Source organism: Neisseria shayeganii (assembly GCF_014054965.1).
GTDB lineage: Bacteria > Pseudomonadota > Gammaproteobacteria > Burkholderiales > Neisseriaceae > Eikenella > Eikenella shayeganii.
This window is the reverse complement of the sequence record NZ_CP059567.1, coordinates 2079361-2097507: the sequence shown is the minus strand read 5'-3', so window position 1 is coordinate 2097507 and position 18147 is coordinate 2079361. Positions and strand designations below refer to the sequence as shown.

Below are 18147 nucleotides of genomic sequence, written 5' to 3'. Positions count from 1 at the left end.
GGTCGATTTGCTTCGGCCCTTTTTTTATAAAAGCCGAGATTGATCAGATGACGGTCGCGTCGGCGCGTTTTTGCTATTATCTTTGTCGGGTTGTTATAATCAACCAGTCTTTACCATTCAATTTGAATTCAATATCTTATGAAATCTATCCGTAATATCGCCATCATTGCCCACGTGGACCACGGCAAAACCACCTTGGTTGACCAATTGCTGCGCCAGTCAGGCACTTTCCGTGCCAACCAACAGGTTGACGAGCGGGTGATGGACAGCAATGACATCGAAAAAGAACGCGGCATTACCATTTTGGCCAAAAATACCGCCATCGAATATGAGGGCTACCACATCAATATCGTCGATACGCCCGGGCACGCCGACTTTGGCGGTGAAGTGGAACGGGTATTGGGCATGGTCGATTGCGTGGTCTTGCTGGTGGATGCTCAGGAAGGGCCGATGCCGCAGACTCGTTTTGTCACCAAAAAAGCTTTGGCCTTGGGCTTACGCCCCATTGTGGTGATTAACAAAATTGATAAGCCCAGCGCCCGTCCCAGCTGGGTGATTGATCAAACCTTTGAACTGTTTGATAAGCTGGGCGCCAGCGACGAGCAGCTGGATTTTCCCATTGTCTATGCTTCCGGCCTATCCGGTTTTGCCAAGCTGGAAGAGGGCGACGACAATCAAGACATGCGCCCGCTGTTTGACACCATTCTCAAACACACGCCGCCCCCTTCCGGCAGCGCCGATGAAACCCTGCAGCTGCAGATTTCCCAGCTGGATTACGACAACTATACCGGCCGCTTAGGCATCGGCCGCATCCTCAACGGCCGCATCAAGCCCGGTCAGGTGGTGGCGGTGATGAACCACGAGCAACAAGTAGCCCAAGGCCGCATCAACCAGCTGCTCGGTTTTAAAGGCTTGGAACGGGTGCCTTTGGAAGAAGCCGAAGCCGGTGACATCGTGATCATTTCCGGTATCGAGGACATCGGTATCGGTGTGACCATTAGCGACAAAGACAACCCCAAAGGTTTGCCTATGCTCAGCGTGGACGAGCCGACCTTGACCATGGACTTTATGGTCAACACCTCGCCCTTGGCCGGCACCGAAGGAAAATTTGTTACCTCGCGCCAAATCCGCGACCGTCTGCAAAAAGAATTGCTGACCAATGTGGCTTTGCGGGTGGAAGACACCGAAGACGCCGATATTTTCCGTGTGTCCGGCCGCGGCGAATTGCATCTGACCATTTTGTTGGAAAACATGCGGCGTGAAGGCTATGAGCTGGCGGTCGGCAAGCCGCGGGTGGTGTACCGCGAGATTGACGGCCAAAAATGCGAGCCCTATGAAAATCTGACGGTGGATGTGCCCGACGACAACCAAGGCGCGGTAATGGAAGAGCTGGGCCGCCGTCGTGGCGAGCTGACCAATATGGAAAGCGACGGCAACGGCCGCACCCGTTTGGAATACCACATTCCGGCCCGCGGTCTGATCGGTTTCCAGGGCGAGTTCATGACCATGACCCGCGGTGTCGGCTTGATGAGCCATGTATTTGACGATTATGCGCCGGTAAAACCGGACATGCCGGGCCGCCACAACGGCGTGTTGGTATCGCAGGAGCAGGGCGAGGCGGTGGCTTATGCTTTGTGGAATCTGGAAGACCGCGGCCGCATGTTTGTGTCGCCGGGCGAGAAGATTTACGAAGGCATGATCATCGGCATCCACAGCCGCGACAACGACTTGGTGGTAAATCCGCTTAAGGGCAAGAAACTCACCAATGTGCGCGCCAGCGGCACCGACGAGGCGGTGCGCCTGACCACGCCGATCAAGCTGACGTTGGAGAGCGCGGTGGAGTTTATCGACGATGACGAATTGGTGGAAATCACGCCCAAGTCCATTCGTTTGCGTAAGCGTTATCTGACTGAGCAGGAACGCCGCCGTCACTTCAAAAAAGACTGATTTACCTGCTGGATGCGGCATCAATACTGGAAAGGCTACCTGAAAAGATTCAGGTAGCCTTTTCTGATTCGGTATGTCTTCATCATGCTTGCGAAGTGATTTTTGAGGCAAGCTCCGCCCCACCGGGATTTCCGGCGGTCAAACTGGCTTCGCTCATATGCACATCTAGATTTGCCAAGATCTCAGCGTTACTTTTCACTTACGCTTGAATCTGTCCAGCCGGTGGGTGATTCAATGCAGCTCGCGCAGAAAAATATGCGAGCAACGGCCGTTTTCTTGGTATTGGCGGCGGCGTTCCTCCGGCAGGTCGGTAGGCGAGGCCGTACGGAAACCGCGTTCGAGAAACCATTCCCCGGTTTGGGTGGAAAGGGCGAACAGTTTGTGCAGTTGGCGGCTTTGTGCCTGTTGCACCACGTAATCGAGCAGCCGTTCGCCGCAGCCGCTGTCGCGTGCTTCGGGTGAGATGGCGAGGCAGGCCAGCTCGGCCGCCTGTGCTTCGGGATAGGTTTTCAAGGCGACGCAGCCGCAGAGGTGGCGGTCGTCTTCCAATACGCTGAATTCGCCGATGTGGTTTTCTAAATAACCGCGGCTGCGCGGCAGCAGAATGCCTTGTTCGGCCAGCGGGCGGGTGAGGCGGACGATGTCGGCGATGTCGCTGCTGCGGGCGGGGCGGATGTTGAGGAACTCGCCGCCGGCAATGGAGGTGCCGGCACCGTGGCGGGTAAACAGTTCACGGATCAGGCTGCCGTCTAGGCTACCTGAAACAATCTGACAGCGCTGCACATGGTGGCGTAGGGCGTTGAGGGCGGCTTGCAGCAGGCGTTGCTGTTCGGGCGGCACTTGCTGTTCGTTGAGTAGTTGGCGTGCTTCTTGGGCGGTGAGGTTGGTGAGCAGGCGGTTGCCGGTGTCGGTGATGCCGGGCTGGGGGGTGATGAACACCAGTTTTTCCGCCTGCAGGGCGATGGCGGCGGCTTCGGCGATATCTGTCATGCTGAGATTGAAGCTGCGGCCGCTGAGCGAGTGGCCGATGGGGCTGATTAAGACCACCGCACCGTCGTCAAGACAGTCTTGCAGGGCTTGGGTGTCGATTTTGCGTACTTGGCCGGTATAGCCCATGTCGATGCCGTCGAGTACGCCGTAAGGGCGGGCGGTGACGAAATTGCCGCTGACGATGCGTAGGCCGCGGCCGCGGCCGGGCAGGCTGGACAGCCCTAAAGAGAGGGCGGCTTCGAGATCGGTGCGCAGCACGCCGCATACTTGTTTGGTGCGCTGCAGGGTGGCGGCGTCGGTGATGCGGCGGTTGCGGTGGTAGCGCGGGGTGTCGCCGTCCGCTTCGGTTTGCGCGGTGATTTGGCAGCGGGTACCGTGTACCAACACCAAGCGCACGCCGAATCCGGCCAATAGGCCGATGTCGGCGGCGAGGGCGGTGAGGGTATTGCCGGTCAGCAGGGCGCTGCTGATGCCGATGACCACGGTTTTGCCGCGCAGGGCATGGATATAGGGAGCGGCTTCGCGGAAGTGTAGGATGAAATCGTCGGAGGCGGCCTGCATATCAGCGCATCATCAACAGATAATAAAACAGTTGGATAATCAGCACGGTGAGCGCGACCAAAGAAGCCAGCGTCCAGTTGAAATCGTGTTCTTGCCGGCTGACCGGCGGCGTGGGATCGATGGGCTGGCCACCGTCTGTGGGCTGGTCGATGACGGCAGGCAGCAGGCCGGCCGCTTGGGGCAAGTGGGCGGCGCCGTCTTTGCCGGATACCAGGTTGAACACCAGACTTTGCGCCTGAATGTGGATGTTTTGCGTGTGGCCGCCGGGTGCGGCCGGGGTATTTTGCTGAATGGTTTTCAGCAGAGAATCGATATTTGGCAGCGTGGCAGGGGGCGGAGCTTGGTTGCCGGTGCGCTGCAACAAGGCCTCGATGGTGGCCGCCGAATCGGTACGGACGGTCGTGGGGCTGGCCGGCTCCTGATACAACTGGAACGGCAAGGGCTGGCCGGTTTCATTGTCGATGGTCGCATTGCGTTGGAGCAGGGTGCGGATGTCGGGCGCTTCGGTTTGCTTATCGGTAAGCGATACCGGTTCGGTTTCGGTAGTTGCTGTTTTGCTGGCGGTTCCGGCAGCGGGTGCAGGCGTGGGTTCGGTTTTGACGGGCTCAACCGCAGGCCGCGGGGACGGAGCGGTGTCGGCCGGTGCGCTTGCGGTTGGTGCTTGGGGTGCGGGCGGAACGGAGGTTTGCTCTGCGGTGTTTGCGGGTTTGCCGGCTGATTGTTGGGCAGACTGCTGGGCCGCCAAGGCTTCGGAATGTTGCTTGAGACGGGCCAGTTTTTCGCGCAGGGGGATTTTGGCGTGCCGCAGATCGGTGGTGTCGGCAGCGGGAACGGCTTGCGGCGCAGGCGGGGGCGGTTCTGCCGCCGGCTTGGCTTTGCGCGCCACCATAAACGGATGACCGCACCAAGCGCATTCAACTTGGCCGTTGGCGGCTTTGATGTCGGCAACGGCGTAGCTGTTTTCGGTTTCGCATTTCGGGCATTTGAGCGGAACGGTCTTCATCGGCGTTGTGGGCGGTGGTTGGGTAGAGGGCATTGTAGGAAGGATTGGCGGCGGCTGTCATCTTTCAGGTAGCCTGATGCCGCCAAGTGTCGGTTTTGTGTTGGTTCAGCCGTCCTTGCGCGTGCCGCTCAGGCGTACCCAGCCGCCGTCGGCCACGGGCGGCGCCATGTCGAACCATTCGGCGTAGATGCCGCTCAATTCTTCGGCTTGATCTTCGAGGATGCCGGAGAGGACGATGCGGCCGCCGGGGCGGGTGCGGGCGGCCAGCATGCTGCCGATCATGCGCAGGGGGTTGGCCAGAATGTTGGCTACGACTACGTCGTAACGGCCTTCGGGCAGGGCGTCGGGCAGGAAAAAGCGGGCGGCCACTTGGTTTTGCTCGGCATTGTCGCGGCTGGCGCGGATGGCTTGCGCGTCGATGTCCACGCCGTCGGCAGCGGCGGCACCCAGTTTGAGGGCGGCGATGGCCAGAATGCCCGAGCCGCAGCCGTAGTCCAGCACCCGCTCGCCGCCTTGCAGCTGTTCGTCCAGCCATTGCAGGCAGAGGTGGGTGGTGGGGTGGCTGCCGGTGCCGAAGGCCAAGCCGGGATCCAGGCGCAGATTGACGGCGGCCTCGTCGGCGATGTCGTGCCAGGTGGGGACAATCCACAGCCGTTCGGAAATACGGATCGGGTCGAACTGGGCTTGGGTCAGGCGCACCCAGTCCTGCTCGGGCAATTCGTCGATGTGGTAGGGCGGCACCGGCATCCGGCAGTCGGCGGCGGCGGCTTGAACCACGGCGGCGACATCGGCATCTTGGGCAAACAGGGCGAGGATGCGGCTGCGTTGCCACAGCTGTTCGGTGGGTTCGCCCGGCTCGCCGAAAATGGCCTGCTCTTCGTCGGTGCCGGCGTAGGCGTCTTCAATAGCGGCGGATAGGGCGCCGTGGGTCATCAGGGCGTCGGAAAAGGCTTCGGCCACCCGTTCGCTCACGGGAATGGCGGCTTGTTGGTAAGACATGGCGTGATGGGGTTGGACAGTTTGTAAGAAGGCCGCCATTGTAGCGGAAAGCGCGCGGTCTGCGCAGGGAAACGGCGGTTCAGGTAGCCTTGGGCAGGCTGAGACCTTTGCACAACCCCCATCTGCGGCGCATTTCTGCGTTGTGTGCTGCTCGTTCGCTTAGCCTTGTAGATGATAGGTCTGTCCCGCAGGGATTCCTAGTGTTCTCGCTCGCTGCGCTGTTACGCCTTGAACTGCATCCACATCCGAGGGTTTTGCAAAGGTCTCAGGCTACCTGAAAAGAGCATGACTGCGGCGCAGAATACAGCGAAACGACCTGCGGCATCTGCCAACGGTTTACAATAAGCACAACAGGCAATGAAGGAGAACAGCCATGCAGGATTTTCGTTTGAGGAATGTGGGACGACGGCCGAAGCAGGAGCGCATGCCGCAAGCTGCGGCGCCGGAAACCCGCGGCGCCGGCTCGCTGGAAGACCAGTTGTTCGGCGCTGCCGAGGCACCGGCGGCGGGTGCGTGGGCCGTGCCGGAAGTGCTCGGTTTGGCCGGGCCGGTGCGACGGGTGCTGGCGGTGCTACTCAACGGCGTATTTTTTGTGTTGGTGGCGGTGGGGGTGGTGATGGTGGCCGTGATGTTTTCGCTACCGGTTGATGACCGGGCGACGGGGGTGCTGCTGGGGATAATTTGTGCGGTGTATTTTGGCGGTCAGGCGTTCTCTATGGCGCGCAGCGGGCAGAGCTGGGGCAAGCGCTTGTTGGGCGTGAAGGTGGTGGATGAGGTAAACAGACCGTTGGGTTGGGGGCGTTTGCTGTTTGGGCGGGAGCTGCTTTGGCTGCCGATTATGCTGTTGTTGCCGTTTTTGGGCTGGCTGGTGCCGCTGGTGTGCGTGGTGATGCTGTTTTCCGACCGGCGGCGCCAAACCTTGCAGGATAAGCTGGCGAAAACCGTGGTGGTGCGGGTGTAGGCTACCTGAAAGACTGAGACCTTTGCAAAACCCTCATCTGCGGCGCATTTCTGCGTTGTGCGCTGCTCGCTCGCTTGCCTATCTATCTGATATGTCTGCACTCACTGCGCTGCTACGCCTTGAACTGCATCCACATCTGAAGGTTTTGCAAAGGTCTCAGACTGGGTGTGCCGCCTCGGGTTTTCAGGTAGCCTGTTGCGTGGGCGCAGGCGTTTGCGCCCATTCGCCAAGGGCCTGCCGCAGTTCGTCCAAACCGCTGCCGGTGAGCACGGAAATGCCGACGGCTACGGCTTGGCCGGCGGCGTTGCGCAAGATGCCTTCACGGCGCAGTGCGGGCGGCAGCAGGTCGGTTTTGTTGTAAACCAGCAGTTGCGGCAGCCCGTCGGCGCCGATTTCGGCCAGCACGGTATTGACGTCTTGGATTTGGCGTTCGTGGTCGGGGTGGGAAACGTCCACCACGTGCAGCAGCACGTCGGCCAGTGCGGTTTCTTCCAAGGTGGCGGAGAAGGCGGCCACCAATTGGTGCGGCAGATCGCGCACGAAGCCCACGGTGTCGGTGAGGATGATGCTGGTGTCGGCATTGAGGTACAGCCGCCGCGCGGTGGTGTCGAGGGTGGCGAACAGCTGGTCTTTGGCCAGTACGTCGGCTTTGGTCAGGCGGTTGAACAGGCTGGATTTGCCGGCATTGGTGTAGCCGACGATGGCAAAGGTTTTCACCGCGTGGAAGCGGCCGTCGGGCGAAGTGGCGCCGGCTTTCAGGCGTGATTTGCGGCGGGTTTCGCGTTGTTTTTTGACCGCCTCGAGCTGGCGGCGCAGGGCGGTGATTTTGGTTTGGATCAGGCGGCGGTCGGTTTCGAGCTGGGTTTCGCCCGGCCCTTTGAGGCCGATGCCGCCTTTCTGGCTTTTCAGGTGGCCGTAACCGCGCACCAGCCGCCCGGAAAGGTGGGTAAGCTGCGCCAGTTCCACCTGCAGGCGGCCTTCCTGGCTGCGTGCGCGTTGGGCGAAAATCGCCAGAATCAGGCCCGCGCGGTCCAAGACGCGGCATTGCAGGATTTTTTCCAGATTGCGCTCCTGGGTGGGCGTGAGCTCGTGGTTGAATACGGCCAGCTCGATATTGTGCTGCCGAACGGCTTCGGCCAGTTCTTCCGCTTTACCGCTGCCCACAAACAGAGCGCTGTGGGCGCGGTCGCGTTTGGCGGTTTCGGTGTGCACCAGTTCGCCGCCAGTGGCCGCCACCAGTTCGGCGGCTTCCTGTAGGGCGGCGCGGAAGGCGTGTTCGCGGCTCTCGTTACTGCCGCTGAAACTGTCGGACAGCATCACGCCCGCCAGCATCACGCGTTCGGGGCGCTCCAGGGATTTGTCGAGTTGGAAAAGGATTCGGCGGGACATGGCTGACTGTGCAGAAAGGGAAAGGGCGTTTATTATAGCCCACTTGTTCCGTACTTCAGACCGTGGCCCGGGTTACCTGAAACGCTTGTTGGGCGCCCAAGTGGTGAACGGCTGCTGACGGATGCGCCGAAATGAAGAGGAGACACCATGACCGAAACCGATAAGCCTGTGCTGTTGCGGCATTTGAACGATTTATCCCGCCAAACCATGCTGGAATGGATGGGCATTGAATTCATTGATGTGGGAGAAGATTTTCTGCTGGCCAAAATGCCGGTTCGCCCGCAGGTGCACCAGCCCTACGGCCTCTTGCACGGCGGTGCCAGCGTGGCCTTGGGCGAAAGCGTGGGTTCGACGCTGTCGAACCATGTTTTGACCGACAGCGGCCTGATGGCGGTGGGCACCGACATCACCGCCCACCATCTGCGCCCGGTGTTTACCGGCACCGTGTACTGCCGTGCGGTATTGCGGCGCAAAGGCACAAGCGTGCATTACACCGAGATGGAGGTGACCGACGAGAAAGGGCGGCTGGTGTGCGCCATGAGCATGAGCAATATGGTGGTGGCGCGCAAACAGGCTACCTGAAACCAACCGCGCCGGCCGTCGGCGGTGGCGTTTTGGTGTCAGGCAAAGGCGGAAAACCGAATCCGCGCTTGCATTTAAAACCTGAAAACATTAGAATTCCGCGTTTGCAAATTTGACCTTATTCTTTAGGAGTGTTCTTATGGCCAATAGCGCACAAGCCCGTAAACGCGCCCGTCAGGCGCAAAAAAACCGCGCCCACAATGCCAGCCTGCGTACCGCTTTCCGTACTGCGGTGAAAAAAGTATTGAAAGTGGTGGAAACCGGCGATAAAGCCGCCGCCCAAGCCGAACTGCAAGCGGCCACCAAAGTGATGGACCGCATCGCCGACAAAGGCGTGTTCCACAAAAACAAAGCCGCCCGTCACAAAAGCCGCCTGTCTGCCAAAGTTAAAGCCATGGCCTAAGCCCTGTGCTCCGATGTAAAAAACCGAATCTGTGCCAGATTCGGTTTTTTGTTTGTCCGTATGCTTGGCGTATGCCGTTTGGCCCGGCTACAGGAATGCCAATTTGCCCAAACGTGCTTGCGCCCGCTGATAAGCAGGGTCGCTTTCGATGCGGGCAACATAGGCGGCGATATTCGGCAGCGCCAGCGGGGTGCGCGACAGGGCGGCCTGCAAGGGAAAGCTCATCATGATATCGGCGCCGCTGAGTTCGTCGCCGAGCAGCCAAGTGCGGCCGGCCAACTGTTGCTCGACAAACTCGAGATGCAGTTTCAGTTGCGGTTGTAAAAAGGCATCGCGCACACCGCCGGTGATTTTGCGGGCGACGGGTTTGGCGAAAAACGGCATTTTGCGCTCGTCGATTTTGCGGAAGACCAGCGACATCACCAATAAAGGCATCAGCGAGCCTTCCGCATAGTGCAGCCAAAACAGATAGTCGGGGTAGACGGGGCTGTCTGCGGACGGCTTGAGCGGGCGGTCTTGGCCGTAGCGTGCCAGCAGGTATTCCACAATTGCGCCGCTTTCGGCCAAGACCCGGCCGTTGTCGTCAATCAGGGGCGATTTGCCCAGCGGGTGGAGGGTTCGCAGCCGCTCGGGCGCGAGCGAAGTGGCGGCGTCCCGTTCGATGATTTCGGCTTGATAGGGCAGATTGAGCAGTTCGAGCAGCCAAGCGATGCGGTAGGCGCGGGATTGTTTGAGGGCGTACAGGGTAATCATGTGGTTCTCCGGGTGGGAACAGCGGGGCGGGCGCACGGGCTGAGACCTTTGCAAAACCCTCATCTGCGGCGCATTTCTGCATTGTGCGCTGCTCGCTCGCTTGCCTATCTAGATGATATGTCTACGCTCGCTGTGCTGCTGCGCCTTGAACTGCATCCACATCTGGGGGTTTTGCAAAGGTCTCGGGCTACCTGAAACCGCCGAAAACGGCGGCGGTGCCGGTGCAGACGAACGGTTTTCCTGCGTCACGTCTGCAGGCGAATGGGCTGGACCTGTGTAAAACCTGTAGATGCGAATGCGGTTCAAGGCCTGGCCGCGCAAGGAGTCTGGGCGCAAGGAATCTGCATGGGACACACAGAACAGCTAGATGGGCAAGCGGGTAGCGCCGCCAGGGCACCAACGCACAATGCAGAAATGTGCCACAGGTGGGGGGGTACAAAAGTTTCGGTTTTGCTGTTGTTGGCCAAAGTTGGCATATTGCGATGCACAAAAAGGGCCGGTGGTTTGACACACAGGCTACCTGAACATTTTCAGGTAGCCTGTGTGTTTTTCGGCGGAGCCGGCGGCACGTCTTATGCTTTGAGGGTTTCTTGCAATTCGCCGGCTTCGAACATTTCCATCATGATGTCGGAGCCGCCGAGAAATTCGCCGTTCACATACAGCTGCGGGATGGTGGGCCAGTTGGCGTATTCTTTGATGCCTTGGCGCACGGCGTCGTTTTCCAGCACGTTGACGGTCACGAAGTCGGTGCAGCCGGCGGCCTGCAGGATTTGCACGGCGCGGGCGGAAAAGCCGCATTGCGGAAATTGCTTGCTGCCTTTCATAAACAGCACCACGCGGTTTTCGGTAACGACTTTTTTGATTTCTTCTTGGATATTGCTCATGGTTGTCCTCGGGGTGTGGGAGGGTTTCAGGTAGCCTGACGCAGCAAAACGGCGGCAAAAAAGCCGTCGGTTTGATGTTCGGCGGGATTGGGGCGCAAATATACACCTGTCTGCGGCATTTGCGTATCCCCCTTGGGCAGTAGGGCGGGCAGGCTTTGCCAGCCGGGCTGATCGGCGAGGAAGCGTTCGATTTGGGCTTCGTTTTCGGCGGCCAGCATGCTGCAGGTGGCGTAAATCAGGGTGCCGCCGGGGCGGACGAGGCGGGCGGCGGCGGCGAGAATGCGCGCCTGCAGCGCCGCCAGCTCGGCCACGCTGTCGGGCGACTGGCGGTATTTGAGGTCGGGGTTGCGGCGCAGGGTGCCCAGGCCGGAGCAGGGGGCGTCCACCAGCACGCGGTCGGCTTTGCCGTAGAGGCGCGCGAGGCGGGAGTCTTGCTCGTGTTCGATACGCTGTAAATGGATTTGGCTGAGGCCGGCGCGCTGCAGACGGGGCTTGAGATTGGCCAGCCGTTTTTCGGCCACGTCGAAAGCATACAGGCGGCCGCTGTTTTTCATCATGGCCCCCATGGCCAGGGTTTTGCCGCCGGCGCCGGCGCAGAAATCAACCACGATTTCGTTGCGTTTGGCGCCGCTGACGAGGGCGAGCAGCTGGCTGCCTTCGTCTTGGATTTCGATGCTGCCGTCGAGAAAGAGCGGGTGGCGGCCGAAATCGGTTTTGTCGTGCAGGCGGATGCCCCACGGCGAATAGGGGGTGGCTTCGGCGGCCAGGCCTTCGTCGCGCAGTTGGGCCAGCACCTTGTCGCGTTTGGCTTTGAGGGTGTTGACGCGCAGGTCGAGCGGGGCGGCTTGGGCGGTGCTGCGGCCGAAAGCGAGGATGGCGTCGTCGTGCCAGCCGTCGCGGCGCAGGGTGTCGATCAGCCAGGCGGGCAGCTCGGCGGCGGTATTCAGGCTGTGCGCCGCTTGGGCGGCGGTGTCGGCCAAACGGGTCGGCAGGTGGGCGGCGTGATGCTCTGCGGCCCAGGCGGCGAGCTGTTCGGGGGCGGCCAAGGCGCCGAAGTAGGCGGCGGCCAAGGCGGTGTGTTCGGGATGGCGGCCGGCCTGCGGCAGGGCGGCTTGGATTTTCTGCCGGTGGCGGATGGCGGCGAATACGGTGTCGGCCACGGCCTGGCGTTCTTGGCGGCCGAGTTGTTTGTGTTCGCGGAAGTAGGCGGCCAGTACGGCATCGGCCGGCTGGCGGAAGGCGAGCACTTGGGGCAGAACGTCGGCGGCGTGGCGGAGAGTGCGGGGGGAAAGCATGGGTTTCAGGTAGCCTGAGGATGGGTGGGGCGGGCAGCAGAACGGGGCAAGACCTTTGCAAAACCCCCATCTGCGGCGCATTTCTGCGTTGTGAGCTGCTCGCTCGCTTGCCTATCTATGTGATATGTCTGCACTCGCTGCGCTGCTACGCCTTGAACTGCATCCACATCTGGAGGTTTTGCAATGGTCTCGGAGCGGCAGAGATGCGCGCCCCGATGGTGCCGGCAGGCGGCTTATTTGGGCTGGATGGTCACGCCGTCGATTTTGGCGCTGCGCAGTTTCAGCTCGTAGGTGGTGCCGTCGTCGGTGTATTTGATGCGGGCGGGAATGTTGGCGAAATCGGGGGCGAAGGAGTATTCGATGGTGTCGTCGCCGCGCTGCACGCGGAAGCGGTTGACCGGAATGCTGCCGCCGTTGATGGTGTAGCTGGCGGGGGAGAGGCGGGTCATGCCTTGTACGGTGTAGAGGCGTTTGCCGTTGGTGATGTTCAGATTGGCGGGCAATTGGCCGTTGTTGAGGGCGAGCTGCCAGGCGAGGGTGAAGAGGTCGAAGGTGGGGCCGTTCATGGGCTTGGTTTCGGTGGCGCCGGCTTTGCCGTAGCTCACGGTTTTGGCGCCGTAATTGAAGGTGGCGCCGGCATAGGGGCGGCCGCGGCGGATGTCGCTGTAGCTGGCGGGGCTGAGGCGGTTGCCGGAAATGCGGCCTTGGGAGGTGAAGCGCATTTTGTACATGGGGGCGTTGATGTCGGCCACCACGCGGTATTGGCTGCCGTTGCGCTCGAAGGTCATCACGGCGGGCACGCCGTAGGGGCCGACGTATTGCAGTTCGGCTTTTTGCGGGAAGGCGGTGTCGGCTTGGGCGGGGGCGGCAAAGGCGCAGGCCAGGGCGAACACGGGCAGGCTGCGGCGGAGGGTGGGGGTCATGGGGTCTCTTTCGGGAAAAACGGAATCAAACGGGCGCCAATGTAGCACGGCGGCGGGTTAAGTCGTTTAAAGTTCCGTTAGGGCGTGTCGGCGGGTTTTCAGGTAGCCTGTTGGTGGTTTGTGTGGTGCGGAACGGGCAGTGGCTACCTGAAAGCGGATGTTTAGGCCAGCAAAGGCTCGGCGGCGTCTGCGGGGCGTTGGTTGCGCACGCGTTTGCCTTCGATGTGCAGGCGGCCGGCCACAAAGTCGGCCACGGCTTGCGGCAGCAGGCGGTGTTCGACGGCCAGTACGCGCGCGGCGAGTGCGTCGGCGTTGTCGCCGTCCAATACGGGCACCACGCCTTGGGCGATGATGGGGCCGTTGTCGAGCTCGGCGGTGACGAAATGAATGGTGCAGCCGGCCACGCGGCAGCCTTCGTCTAAGGCGCGTTGGTGGGTGTGCAGGCCGGGGAAGGCGGGCAGCAGGGAGGGATGGATGTTGATCAGGCGGCCGGCGTAACGGGCGCAGAATTCGGGGGTGAGGATGCGCATGAAGCCGGCCAGCAGCACGAGGTCGGGCGCGTAGCCATCGATCAGTTGCATCATGGCTTGGTCGAAGGCGGCACGATCGGGGTAGTCGCGGTGGTTGAGGGCGGCGGTGGGGATGCCTTGTTCGGCGGCCCAGGCGAGGCCGGCGGCGTCGGGGCGGTTGGACAGCACGGCGGCGATGCGCGCACCGGGAATGGCGGCCTCTACCACGGCCTGCATATTGGAGCCGCGGCCGGAAATCAGGATGACGATGTTTTTCATGGTCGGACGCAAGGAAAGGGGTTTCAGGTAGCCTGAGGCGGCATCAGCCCAGGCGCATCATTTCGATTTGTTCGAGGCTGCGGCCCAAAAAGCGTTCGCCTATGGTTTGGAAGCGCAGCGGGATGTCGCTCACGTAAAAGCGGTAGTCGGCCGGGGCGGGGTCGGGATTGAGCAGGCCGGCGGCGGCCAGTGCCCGGGCGGCGGCTTCGGCGGTGGTGGTGGCGGAATCGACCAGTTGCAGGCGCGGGGCTTCCTGTTTGACCAAGGGCTTGAGCAGGGGATAGTGGGTGCAGCCCAGCACCAGGGTGTCGATGTCTTCGGCCAGCAGCGGTTTGAGGTATTCGCGCACGGTGAGGCGGGTGACTTCGTGATCGAGCCAGCCTTCTTCCACCAGCGGCACCAAGAGCGGGCAGGCTTGCGACTGCACGCGCGCCTGCGGGTTGTGGGCGTGGATGGCGCGGGCGTAGGCATTGCTGTTGACGGTGGTGCTTGTGGCGATGATGCCGATGTGGTGGTTGCGCGAGGTGGCCAGCGCTGCTTCGGCGCCGGCGGCAATCACGTCGAGCACGGGCATGGCGCCGGCCATTTGGCGCACGCGCTGCCCGGCCACGGCGGCGATGGTGTTGCAGGCAATCACCAGCGCCTTCACTTCGTTCTGCATCAGAAATTCGACGATTTGGGCGGTGAAGGTTTCGATGGTGCTGCGCGATTTGACGCCGTAGGGCACGCGGGCGGTGTCGCCGAAATAGACGATGTTTTCGTTGGGCAGGCGCTCCATCAGCGCGCGCACCACAGTGAGGCCGCCGACGCCGGAATCGAACACGCCGATGGGGCGTTGGGCCAAAGCAGATGAGGACATGGCGGTAAGGAGAAAATCAACAGGCGGCGGATTGTACCACTTCGCGGGTGTGGAAGCAGAATGCCGTCAGGCTACCTGAACGGGGTTTCAGGTAGCCTGAGACCTTTGCAAAACCCCCATCCGCGGCGCATTTCTGCGTTGTGCGCTGCTCGCTCACTTGCCTATCTAGATGATATGTCTGTCCCACAGGGATTCCTGACGTTCACGTTCGCTGCGCTGCTACGCCTTGAACTGCATCCACATCTGGGGGTTTTGCAAAGGTCTCAGCCTGACGGCAGACAGCGTGTGGAAGCGGCTTTAATGAGCGTCTTTTTTGCCGAACACTTTGATCAGCGGCAGCACCACGGCGCAAACCACGGCACCGACGGCGATGCCGGTGATTAGGGCGGCGAGGTGGCCCATCAGGCCGCTGTCCCATTGGTTGGCGTGCAGCCAGTGGTGCAATTGCGGCCAGTAGTGGGTAAAGATGCCGCCGCCCACCAAGAACATGGCCAGGGTGCCGATGATGCTGAGCGAGCGCATAAACCACGGCATAAAGAGGATGATGGCTTTGCCCACCGGCGCGGTGGCCGGGGTTTGCATCAGACGCAGGCCGAAATCGTCGGCTTTCACAATCAGCGCCACCATGCCGTACACCACAAAAGTGATGCCGATGCCCACGGCGGAGAGCACCAGGATTTTGGTGGTGAGCGTGGAGGCGGCCACCACGCCTAAGGCGATGATGATGATTTCGGCGGAAAGGATGAAATCGGTGCGGATGGCGCCCTTGATTTTGGCGTTTTCGTCGATCAATTCATCGGGTGTGCTGCCCTCGTGGGTTTCGTGGCGGTGTAGCAGCTTGTGCAGCAGCTTTTCCACGCCTTCGAAACAGAGGTAGGCGCCGCCGATCATCAGCAGCGGCACAATCAGGGCGGGTGCGAACACCGAGAGCAAAAGGGCGGCGGGAATCAGAATCAGCTTGTTGATAAACGAGCCTTTGGCCACCGCCCACACAATCGGCAATTCGCGTTCGGCGCTCACGCCGGTGACTTGGTTGGCATTGAGCGCCAAATCGTCGCCCACCACGCCGGCGGTTTTCTTGGCGGCCATTTTGGTCATCAGCGCCACGTCGTCGAGAACGGAGGCGATGTCGTCGAGCAGGGTAAAGAGGGAGGCGAAAGCCATGTGCGGTTCCTTATGAATATGGTGTGTGAAAGTGTGCTGAAGGAAGCGGATTTTAAATGATAAACGGGATCAGGCGGTATTTTACTTCGGCCTGATAGCGCCGGTAGCGCGGATGGGCCGACAGCAGGCGCTCTTCGTAATGGATGCGGCACAGCTCGAGGGCGTAATACACGGCGAAAGCGGCCAGATTGAAAGCGGAACAGTGGCCGAGCAGAAAGCCGGCGTGGGTCAGGAAGTAGCCCAAGTAAATCGGGTGGCGCACCAGCCGGTAGGGGCCGCCGACCACAATGCCGCGGCAGGCGGGCAGAATGCCGAAGCAGCGGCCCAGCCACAGCTTGGCATACATCTGCCACACAATGCCCATTCCCATCACGGCGGCCGAGACGGCGGGCGGCACCAGCGCGGTGCCCGGTTCCAGATGCACCCAAACGAAGTAGAACGACAGGGCGGCAATCACCGCCAGCGAGGCGGGGGCAAAGCTGCGCGTGGCGGTGGGCTTGGCCAGCAATACCAGGCTCAGGGTAAGGACTTCGCCGACCAGCAGAAGCAGCAATACCGCATCGCCGGTGCGCAGATAGGTTTGCCACACTTGGGCGGCAAACCAGGCAATGCCGGCGAGGGCGGACAGTTTCATCACGCTTTCCAGCAGCAGTGGGCGTGAGCGGAGGCGGCGGAGCAGGGTGGTAATGGGCGGTCTTTCTCTAGATTGAAGGGTTTCAGGTAGCCTGCCGGGCGGTGGTGTCGATGGAATGGGGCGGCACCCGTTCCATCTGCCAGTGGGCCACCGCCCAGGCGAGCAGGTCTTGCGGTTTGTCCACCGCCGGAGCGGGCGGCAGGCGTAGATAGGCGGCCACTTCGCGCAGCAGGGCTTCGCGGCGGTGCAGATCCAAAGCAGGGGCCAGGGTTTGTTTCGACCATTTCTGGCCGTGCCCGTTGGTGAGCAGCGGCAGGTGGGCGTAGGCGGGCTGGGGGTGGCCCAAACACTGTTGCAGATAAATCTGGCGCGGGGTGGAGACCAGCAGGTCTTGGCCGCGCACGATGTGGGTGATGCCCTGTTCGGCATCGTCGGCCACCACGGCAAGTTGGTAGGCCCAGAAACCGTCGGCGCGCAGGAGCACGAAATCGCCGATGTCGCGCGCTAAATTTTGCCGGTAGCGGCCGACAATGCGGTCGGCAAAGCCGATGTCGGCGTCGGGCACGCGCAGCCGCCAGGCCGGCGTTTTGCCTTTGTCGGCGGAGTCGGGCGGGCGGCGGAAGCAGCGGCCGTCGTACACCGGGCCGTCGGCGCCGGGGCGGGCGTGCGCTTGCCATTGTTTGCGGCTGCAATAGCAGGGATAGACCAGCTGCTTTTGGCGGAGGGTGTCGAGCGCGTTGCGGTAGAGGGCGTGGCGGCGGCTTTGGTAGGCCACTTCGCCGTCCCATTCGAAACCGAAAGCTTCCAAGGTGTGCAGGATGTGGTCGGCGGCGCCGGCCATTTCGCGCGGCGGGTCGAGGTCTTCCATGCGCAGCAGCCAGCGTCCGCCGTGGGCGCGGGCGTCGGCATAGGAGGCCAGTGCGGTGAGCAGCGAGCCGATGTGCAAGAGGCCGGTGGGGCTGGGGGCGAAACGTCCGATATAGCTCATGGGCTACCTGAAAGCCGGGTGGAAAGGTGGCGGATAAGATGAATGGCTGGGTGGGGCAAGGGGGGCTGTCGGAGCTGATTGCCGCCGGTTCGCAGGCTGAGACCTTTGCAAAACCCCCAGATGTGGATGCAGTTCAAGGCGTAGCAGCGCAGCGAGCGAAGACATATCATATAGATAGGCAAGCGAGCGAGCAGCGCACAACGCAGAAATGCGCCGCAGATGGGGGTTTTGCAAAGGTCTCAGGCTACCTGAAAAGCTTTCAGGTAGCCTGCGGGGCGTGGTCGAGTGTGCTGCGCAAGGCTTGCAACACCGGCCAGGCTTGGGCTTTCAGCAAGGGCTGACGCAGCAGCACGGCCGGATGCGGCAGGATGAAGCAGGGGGTGGGGCCGATGATTTGTTTCACCAGCCATTGCTGCACCTCATCGCGGAAGCCGTCGCCCAGCAGCAGCACGGCTTTCGGCTGCGCCCAAGCCCATTCCTGTTCCAGAAAGGCGGCGCAGGCCACTTGCTCTGCGGGCGAAGGTTTGAGCGAAATGCGCGGGGTGCAGCGCAGCCAGGCGGTGCGGAACACCGATGCCGCATCCAGCCCAATCGCGGCCAGCATATTGTCGAGCAGGCGGCTGTGGCTGCCGCTGAACAGTTGGCGGGTGTCGTCGTCGTGCAGGGAAGGATTGAGGCTGAGCGCCAAAACTTGGGCCGGTAGGGCGCCGTTGCCAGCCAGCGCCTGTTTGCGTTCGCTGTGCAGCTTGCAGGCGGTGCAGCCGGCCGCTTGTTGGCGCAGTTGAGCTAAGTCGGTGAAGGTGGCGGGCGTGCGGGCTGCCCACAGACGCTGGGCCGCTTGCAAGGCGGTTTCGGCCGGCGGTTCGGGCACGGCCCCGGCATGGCCGTCGGTTCGCTGGTCGAGATCGTTCAACAGGGCAGCGCCTTGCGGGCTGGTGCGGCGGCGGGGTGCCGCGTCTGTTGAAGAGGTGCGCGCGGCTTGGTTTGCCGGCTGTTGTTGCGGCGGCAGCGGCGTGTCGGGCGC

21 protein-coding genes and 2 pseudogenes are annotated in these 18147 nt (G+C 61.7%); 8 read left to right on the top strand and 15 right to left on the bottom strand.

What is annotated here, in order from left to right; genetic code table 11:
- The first annotated feature begins 138 nt into the window (after positions 1-138).
- A complete protein-coding gene (gene typA / locus H3L94_RS10255; RefSeq protein WP_009119006.1) occupies positions 139-1947 on the top strand; it encodes a translational GTPase TypA in 1809 nt (602 codons plus the stop codon).
- Positions 1948-2178: 231 nt separating this feature from the next.
- On the opposite strand, the gene argA is transcribed toward typA, so the two are convergent.
- The 3 genes from argA to prmA form a co-directional block, all read right to left on the bottom strand.
- The gene (gene argA / locus H3L94_RS10250; protein ID WP_182121938.1) at positions 2179-3498 is read right to left on the bottom strand and encodes an amino-acid N-acetyltransferase; all 1320 of its coding nucleotides are present in this window, start codon (positions 3496-3498) and stop codon (positions 2179-2181) included.
- A 1-nt stretch (position 3499) separates the two neighbouring features.
- The gene (locus tag H3L94_RS10245; protein ID WP_182121937.1) at positions 3500-4501 is read right to left on the bottom strand and encodes a zinc ribbon domain-containing protein; all 1002 of its coding nucleotides are present in this window, start codon (positions 4499-4501) and stop codon (positions 3500-3502) included.
- A gap of 105 nt (positions 4502-4606) precedes the next feature.
- Complete coding sequence (gene prmA, locus H3L94_RS10240) at positions 4607-5500, bottom strand: 50S ribosomal protein L11 methyltransferase (RefSeq protein ID WP_040660235.1); 894 nt, start codon at positions 5498-5500, stop codon at positions 4607-4609.
- 107 nt (positions 5501-5607) lie between these two features.
- On the opposite strand from prmA, the gene H3L94_RS12685 reads away from it, so the two are divergent.
- The 3 genes and pseudogenes from H3L94_RS12685 to H3L94_RS12680 all read left to right on the top strand — a co-directional run.
- Complete coding sequence (locus H3L94_RS12685) at positions 5608-5778, top strand: lipoprotein signal peptidase (RefSeq protein WP_244958753.1); 171 nt, start codon at positions 5608-5610, stop codon at positions 5776-5778.
- Positions 5779-5873: 95 nt separating this feature from the next.
- Positions 5874-6461: an RDD family protein gene (locus H3L94_RS10235; RefSeq protein WP_182121936.1), complete on the top strand. Its 588-nt coding sequence runs from the start codon at positions 5874-5876 to the stop codon at positions 6459-6461.
- Positions 6427-6621 (top strand): annotated as a pseudogene (locus H3L94_RS12680) (hypothetical protein); the annotation flags it as partial. The gene H3L94_RS10235 and the pseudogene H3L94_RS12680, both read left to right, overlap by 35 nt.
- Positions 6622-6644: 23 nt before the next feature.
- On the opposite strand, the gene hflX reads toward H3L94_RS12680, so the two are convergent.
- Complete coding sequence (gene hflX, locus H3L94_RS10230) at positions 6645-7850, bottom strand: GTPase HflX (RefSeq protein WP_182121935.1); 1206 nt, start codon at positions 7848-7850, stop codon at positions 6645-6647.
- 147 nt (positions 7851-7997) lie between these two features.
- On the opposite strand from hflX, the gene H3L94_RS10225 reads away from it, so the two are divergent.
- Both H3L94_RS10225 and rpsT read left to right on the top strand, forming a co-directional pair.
- A complete protein-coding gene (locus H3L94_RS10225; RefSeq protein WP_182121934.1) occupies positions 7998-8432 on the top strand; it encodes a PaaI family thioesterase in 435 nt (144 codons plus the stop codon).
- A 139-nt stretch (positions 8433-8571) separates the two neighbouring features.
- Positions 8572-8835, top strand: coding sequence for a 30S ribosomal protein S20 (gene rpsT / locus H3L94_RS10220; RefSeq protein WP_009118998.1), 264 nt, complete (start codon positions 8572-8574; stop codon positions 8833-8835).
- 87 nt (positions 8836-8922) lie between these two features.
- Here rpsT and H3L94_RS10215 read toward each other — a convergent pair whose 3' ends face one another.
- Positions 8923-9588, bottom strand: coding sequence for a glutathione S-transferase (locus H3L94_RS10215; RefSeq protein ID WP_182121933.1), 666 nt, complete (start codon positions 9586-9588; stop codon positions 8923-8925).
- A gap of 12 nt (positions 9589-9600) precedes the next feature.
- Between H3L94_RS10215 and H3L94_RS12675 the strand changes: the two genes are divergently transcribed.
- Positions 9601-9783 carry a lipoprotein signal peptidase gene (locus H3L94_RS12675; protein ID WP_244958900.1) on the top strand — a complete coding sequence of 61 codons (183 nt, stop codon included), beginning with the start codon at positions 9601-9603 and terminating at the stop codon, positions 9781-9783.
- A 377-nt stretch (positions 9784-10160) separates the two neighbouring features.
- On the opposite strand, the gene grxD is transcribed toward H3L94_RS12675, so the two are convergent.
- The 5 genes from grxD to murI form a co-directional block, all read right to left on the bottom strand.
- Entirely contained in the window at positions 10161-10472 is a 312-nt protein-coding gene (gene grxD / locus H3L94_RS10210) for a Grx4 family monothiol glutaredoxin (RefSeq protein WP_182121932.1), read from the bottom strand.
- Positions 10473-10498: 26 nt separating this feature from the next.
- Entirely contained in the window at positions 10499-11767 is a 1269-nt protein-coding gene (locus H3L94_RS10205; RefSeq protein ID WP_182121931.1) for an RsmB/NOP family class I SAM-dependent RNA methyltransferase, read from the bottom strand.
- A gap of 233 nt (positions 11768-12000) precedes the next feature.
- On the bottom strand, positions 12001-12690 hold the full coding sequence (locus H3L94_RS10200) for a DUF3108 domain-containing protein (RefSeq protein ID WP_182121930.1): 690 nt from the start codon (positions 12688-12690) through the stop codon (positions 12001-12003).
- Between the two features lie 161 nt (positions 12691-12851).
- Positions 12852-13478 (bottom strand): phosphoribosylglycinamide formyltransferase, encoded by a 627-nt coding sequence (gene purN, locus H3L94_RS10195; RefSeq protein WP_182121929.1) that lies wholly within the window; start codon positions 13476-13478, stop codon positions 12852-12854.
- Positions 13479-13521: 43 nt separating this feature from the next.
- Positions 13522-14337, bottom strand: a complete 816-nt coding sequence (gene murI, locus H3L94_RS10190) for a glutamate racemase (protein WP_182121928.1) — start codon at positions 14335-14337, stop codon at positions 13522-13524.
- Between the two features lie 60 nt (positions 14338-14397).
- Here murI and H3L94_RS13095 point away from each other — a divergent pair.
- Positions 14398-14610, top strand: a pseudogene (locus H3L94_RS13095) (hypothetical protein); the annotation flags it as partial.
- Positions 14611-14634: 24 nt separating this feature from the next.
- Here H3L94_RS13095 and H3L94_RS10185 read toward each other — a convergent pair.
- From H3L94_RS10185 to H3L94_RS12670, 5 genes are all read right to left on the bottom strand, one after another.
- Positions 14635-15501 carry a DUF808 domain-containing protein gene (locus tag H3L94_RS10185; RefSeq protein ID WP_182121927.1) on the bottom strand — a complete coding sequence of 289 codons (867 nt, stop codon included), beginning with the start codon at positions 15499-15501 and terminating at the stop codon, positions 14635-14637.
- Between the two features lie 52 nt (positions 15502-15553).
- Positions 15554-16135, bottom strand: coding sequence for a methyltransferase family protein (locus H3L94_RS10180; protein WP_182121926.1), 582 nt, complete (start codon positions 16133-16135; stop codon positions 15554-15556).
- Positions 16136-16217: 82 nt separating this feature from the next.
- Positions 16218-17123, bottom strand: a complete 906-nt coding sequence (gene gluQRS / locus H3L94_RS10175; protein ID WP_182121925.1) for a tRNA glutamyl-Q(34) synthetase GluQRS — start codon at positions 17121-17123, stop codon at positions 16218-16220.
- A gap of 3 nt (positions 17124-17126) precedes the next feature.
- Positions 17127-17357 carry a hypothetical protein gene (locus H3L94_RS12895; RefSeq protein WP_342355410.1) on the bottom strand — a complete coding sequence of 77 codons (231 nt, stop codon included), beginning with the start codon at positions 17355-17357 and terminating at the stop codon, positions 17127-17129.
- 25 nt (positions 17358-17382) lie between these two features.
- Positions 17383-17994 (bottom strand): uracil-DNA glycosylase, encoded by a 612-nt coding sequence (locus tag H3L94_RS12670; protein ID WP_244958898.1) that lies wholly within the window; start codon positions 17992-17994, stop codon positions 17383-17385.
- Positions 17995-18147: the final 153 nt, after the last annotated feature.

What these genes read in the sequence shown, in the direction of transcription:
- typA (WP_009119006.1), top strand. Translation starts at nt 139, where the DNA reads ATGAAATCTATCCGTAATATCGCCATCATTGCCCACGTGGACCACGGC.
- argA (WP_182121938.1), bottom strand. Translation starts at nt 3,498, where the DNA reads ATGCAGGCCGCCTCCGACGATTTCATCCTACACTTCCGCGAAGCCGCT.
- H3L94_RS10245 (WP_182121937.1), bottom strand. Translation starts at nt 4,501, where the DNA reads ATGAAGACCGTTCCGCTCAAATGCCCGAAATGCGAAACCGAAAACAGC.
- prmA (WP_040660235.1), bottom strand. Translation starts at nt 5,500, where the DNA reads ATGTCTTACCAACAAGCCGCCATTCCCGTGAGCGAACGGGTGGCCGAA.
- H3L94_RS10235 (WP_182121936.1), top strand. Translation starts at nt 5,874, where the DNA reads ATGCAGGATTTTCGTTTGAGGAATGTGGGACGACGGCCGAAGCAGGAG.
- hflX (WP_182121935.1), bottom strand. Translation starts at nt 7,850, where the DNA reads ATGTCCCGCCGAATCCTTTTCCAACTCGACAAATCCCTGGAGCGCCCC.
- H3L94_RS10225 (WP_182121934.1), top strand. Translation starts at nt 7,998, where the DNA reads ATGACCGAAACCGATAAGCCTGTGCTGTTGCGGCATTTGAACGATTTA.
- rpsT (WP_009118998.1), top strand. Translation starts at nt 8,572, where the DNA reads ATGGCCAATAGCGCACAAGCCCGTAAACGCGCCCGTCAGGCGCAAAAA.
- H3L94_RS10215 (WP_182121933.1), bottom strand. Translation starts at nt 9,588, where the DNA reads ATGATTACCCTGTACGCCCTCAAACAATCCCGCGCCTACCGCATCGCT.
- grxD (WP_182121932.1), bottom strand. Translation starts at nt 10,472, where the DNA reads ATGAGCAATATCCAAGAAGAAATCAAAAAAGTCGTTACCGAAAACCGC.
- H3L94_RS10205 (WP_182121931.1), bottom strand. Translation starts at nt 11,767, where the DNA reads ATGCTTTCCCCCCGCACTCTCCGCCACGCCGCCGACGTTCTGCCCCAA.
- H3L94_RS10200 (WP_182121930.1), bottom strand. Translation starts at nt 12,690, where the DNA reads ATGACCCCCACCCTCCGCCGCAGCCTGCCCGTGTTCGCCCTGGCCTGC.
- purN (WP_182121929.1), bottom strand. Translation starts at nt 13,478, where the DNA reads ATGAAAAACATCGTCATCCTGATTTCCGGCCGCGGCTCCAATATGCAG.
- murI (WP_182121928.1), bottom strand. Translation starts at nt 14,337, where the DNA reads ATGTCCTCATCTGCTTTGGCCCAACGCCCCATCGGCGTGTTCGATTCC.
- H3L94_RS10185 (WP_182121927.1), bottom strand. Translation starts at nt 15,501, where the DNA reads ATGGCTTTCGCCTCCCTCTTTACCCTGCTCGACGACATCGCCTCCGTT.
- H3L94_RS10180 (WP_182121926.1), bottom strand. Translation starts at nt 16,135, where the DNA reads ATGAAACTGTCCGCCCTCGCCGGCATTGCCTGGTTTGCCGCCCAAGTG.
- gluQRS (WP_182121925.1), bottom strand. Translation starts at nt 17,123, where the DNA reads ATGAGCTATATCGGACGTTTCGCCCCCAGCCCCACCGGCCTCTTGCAC.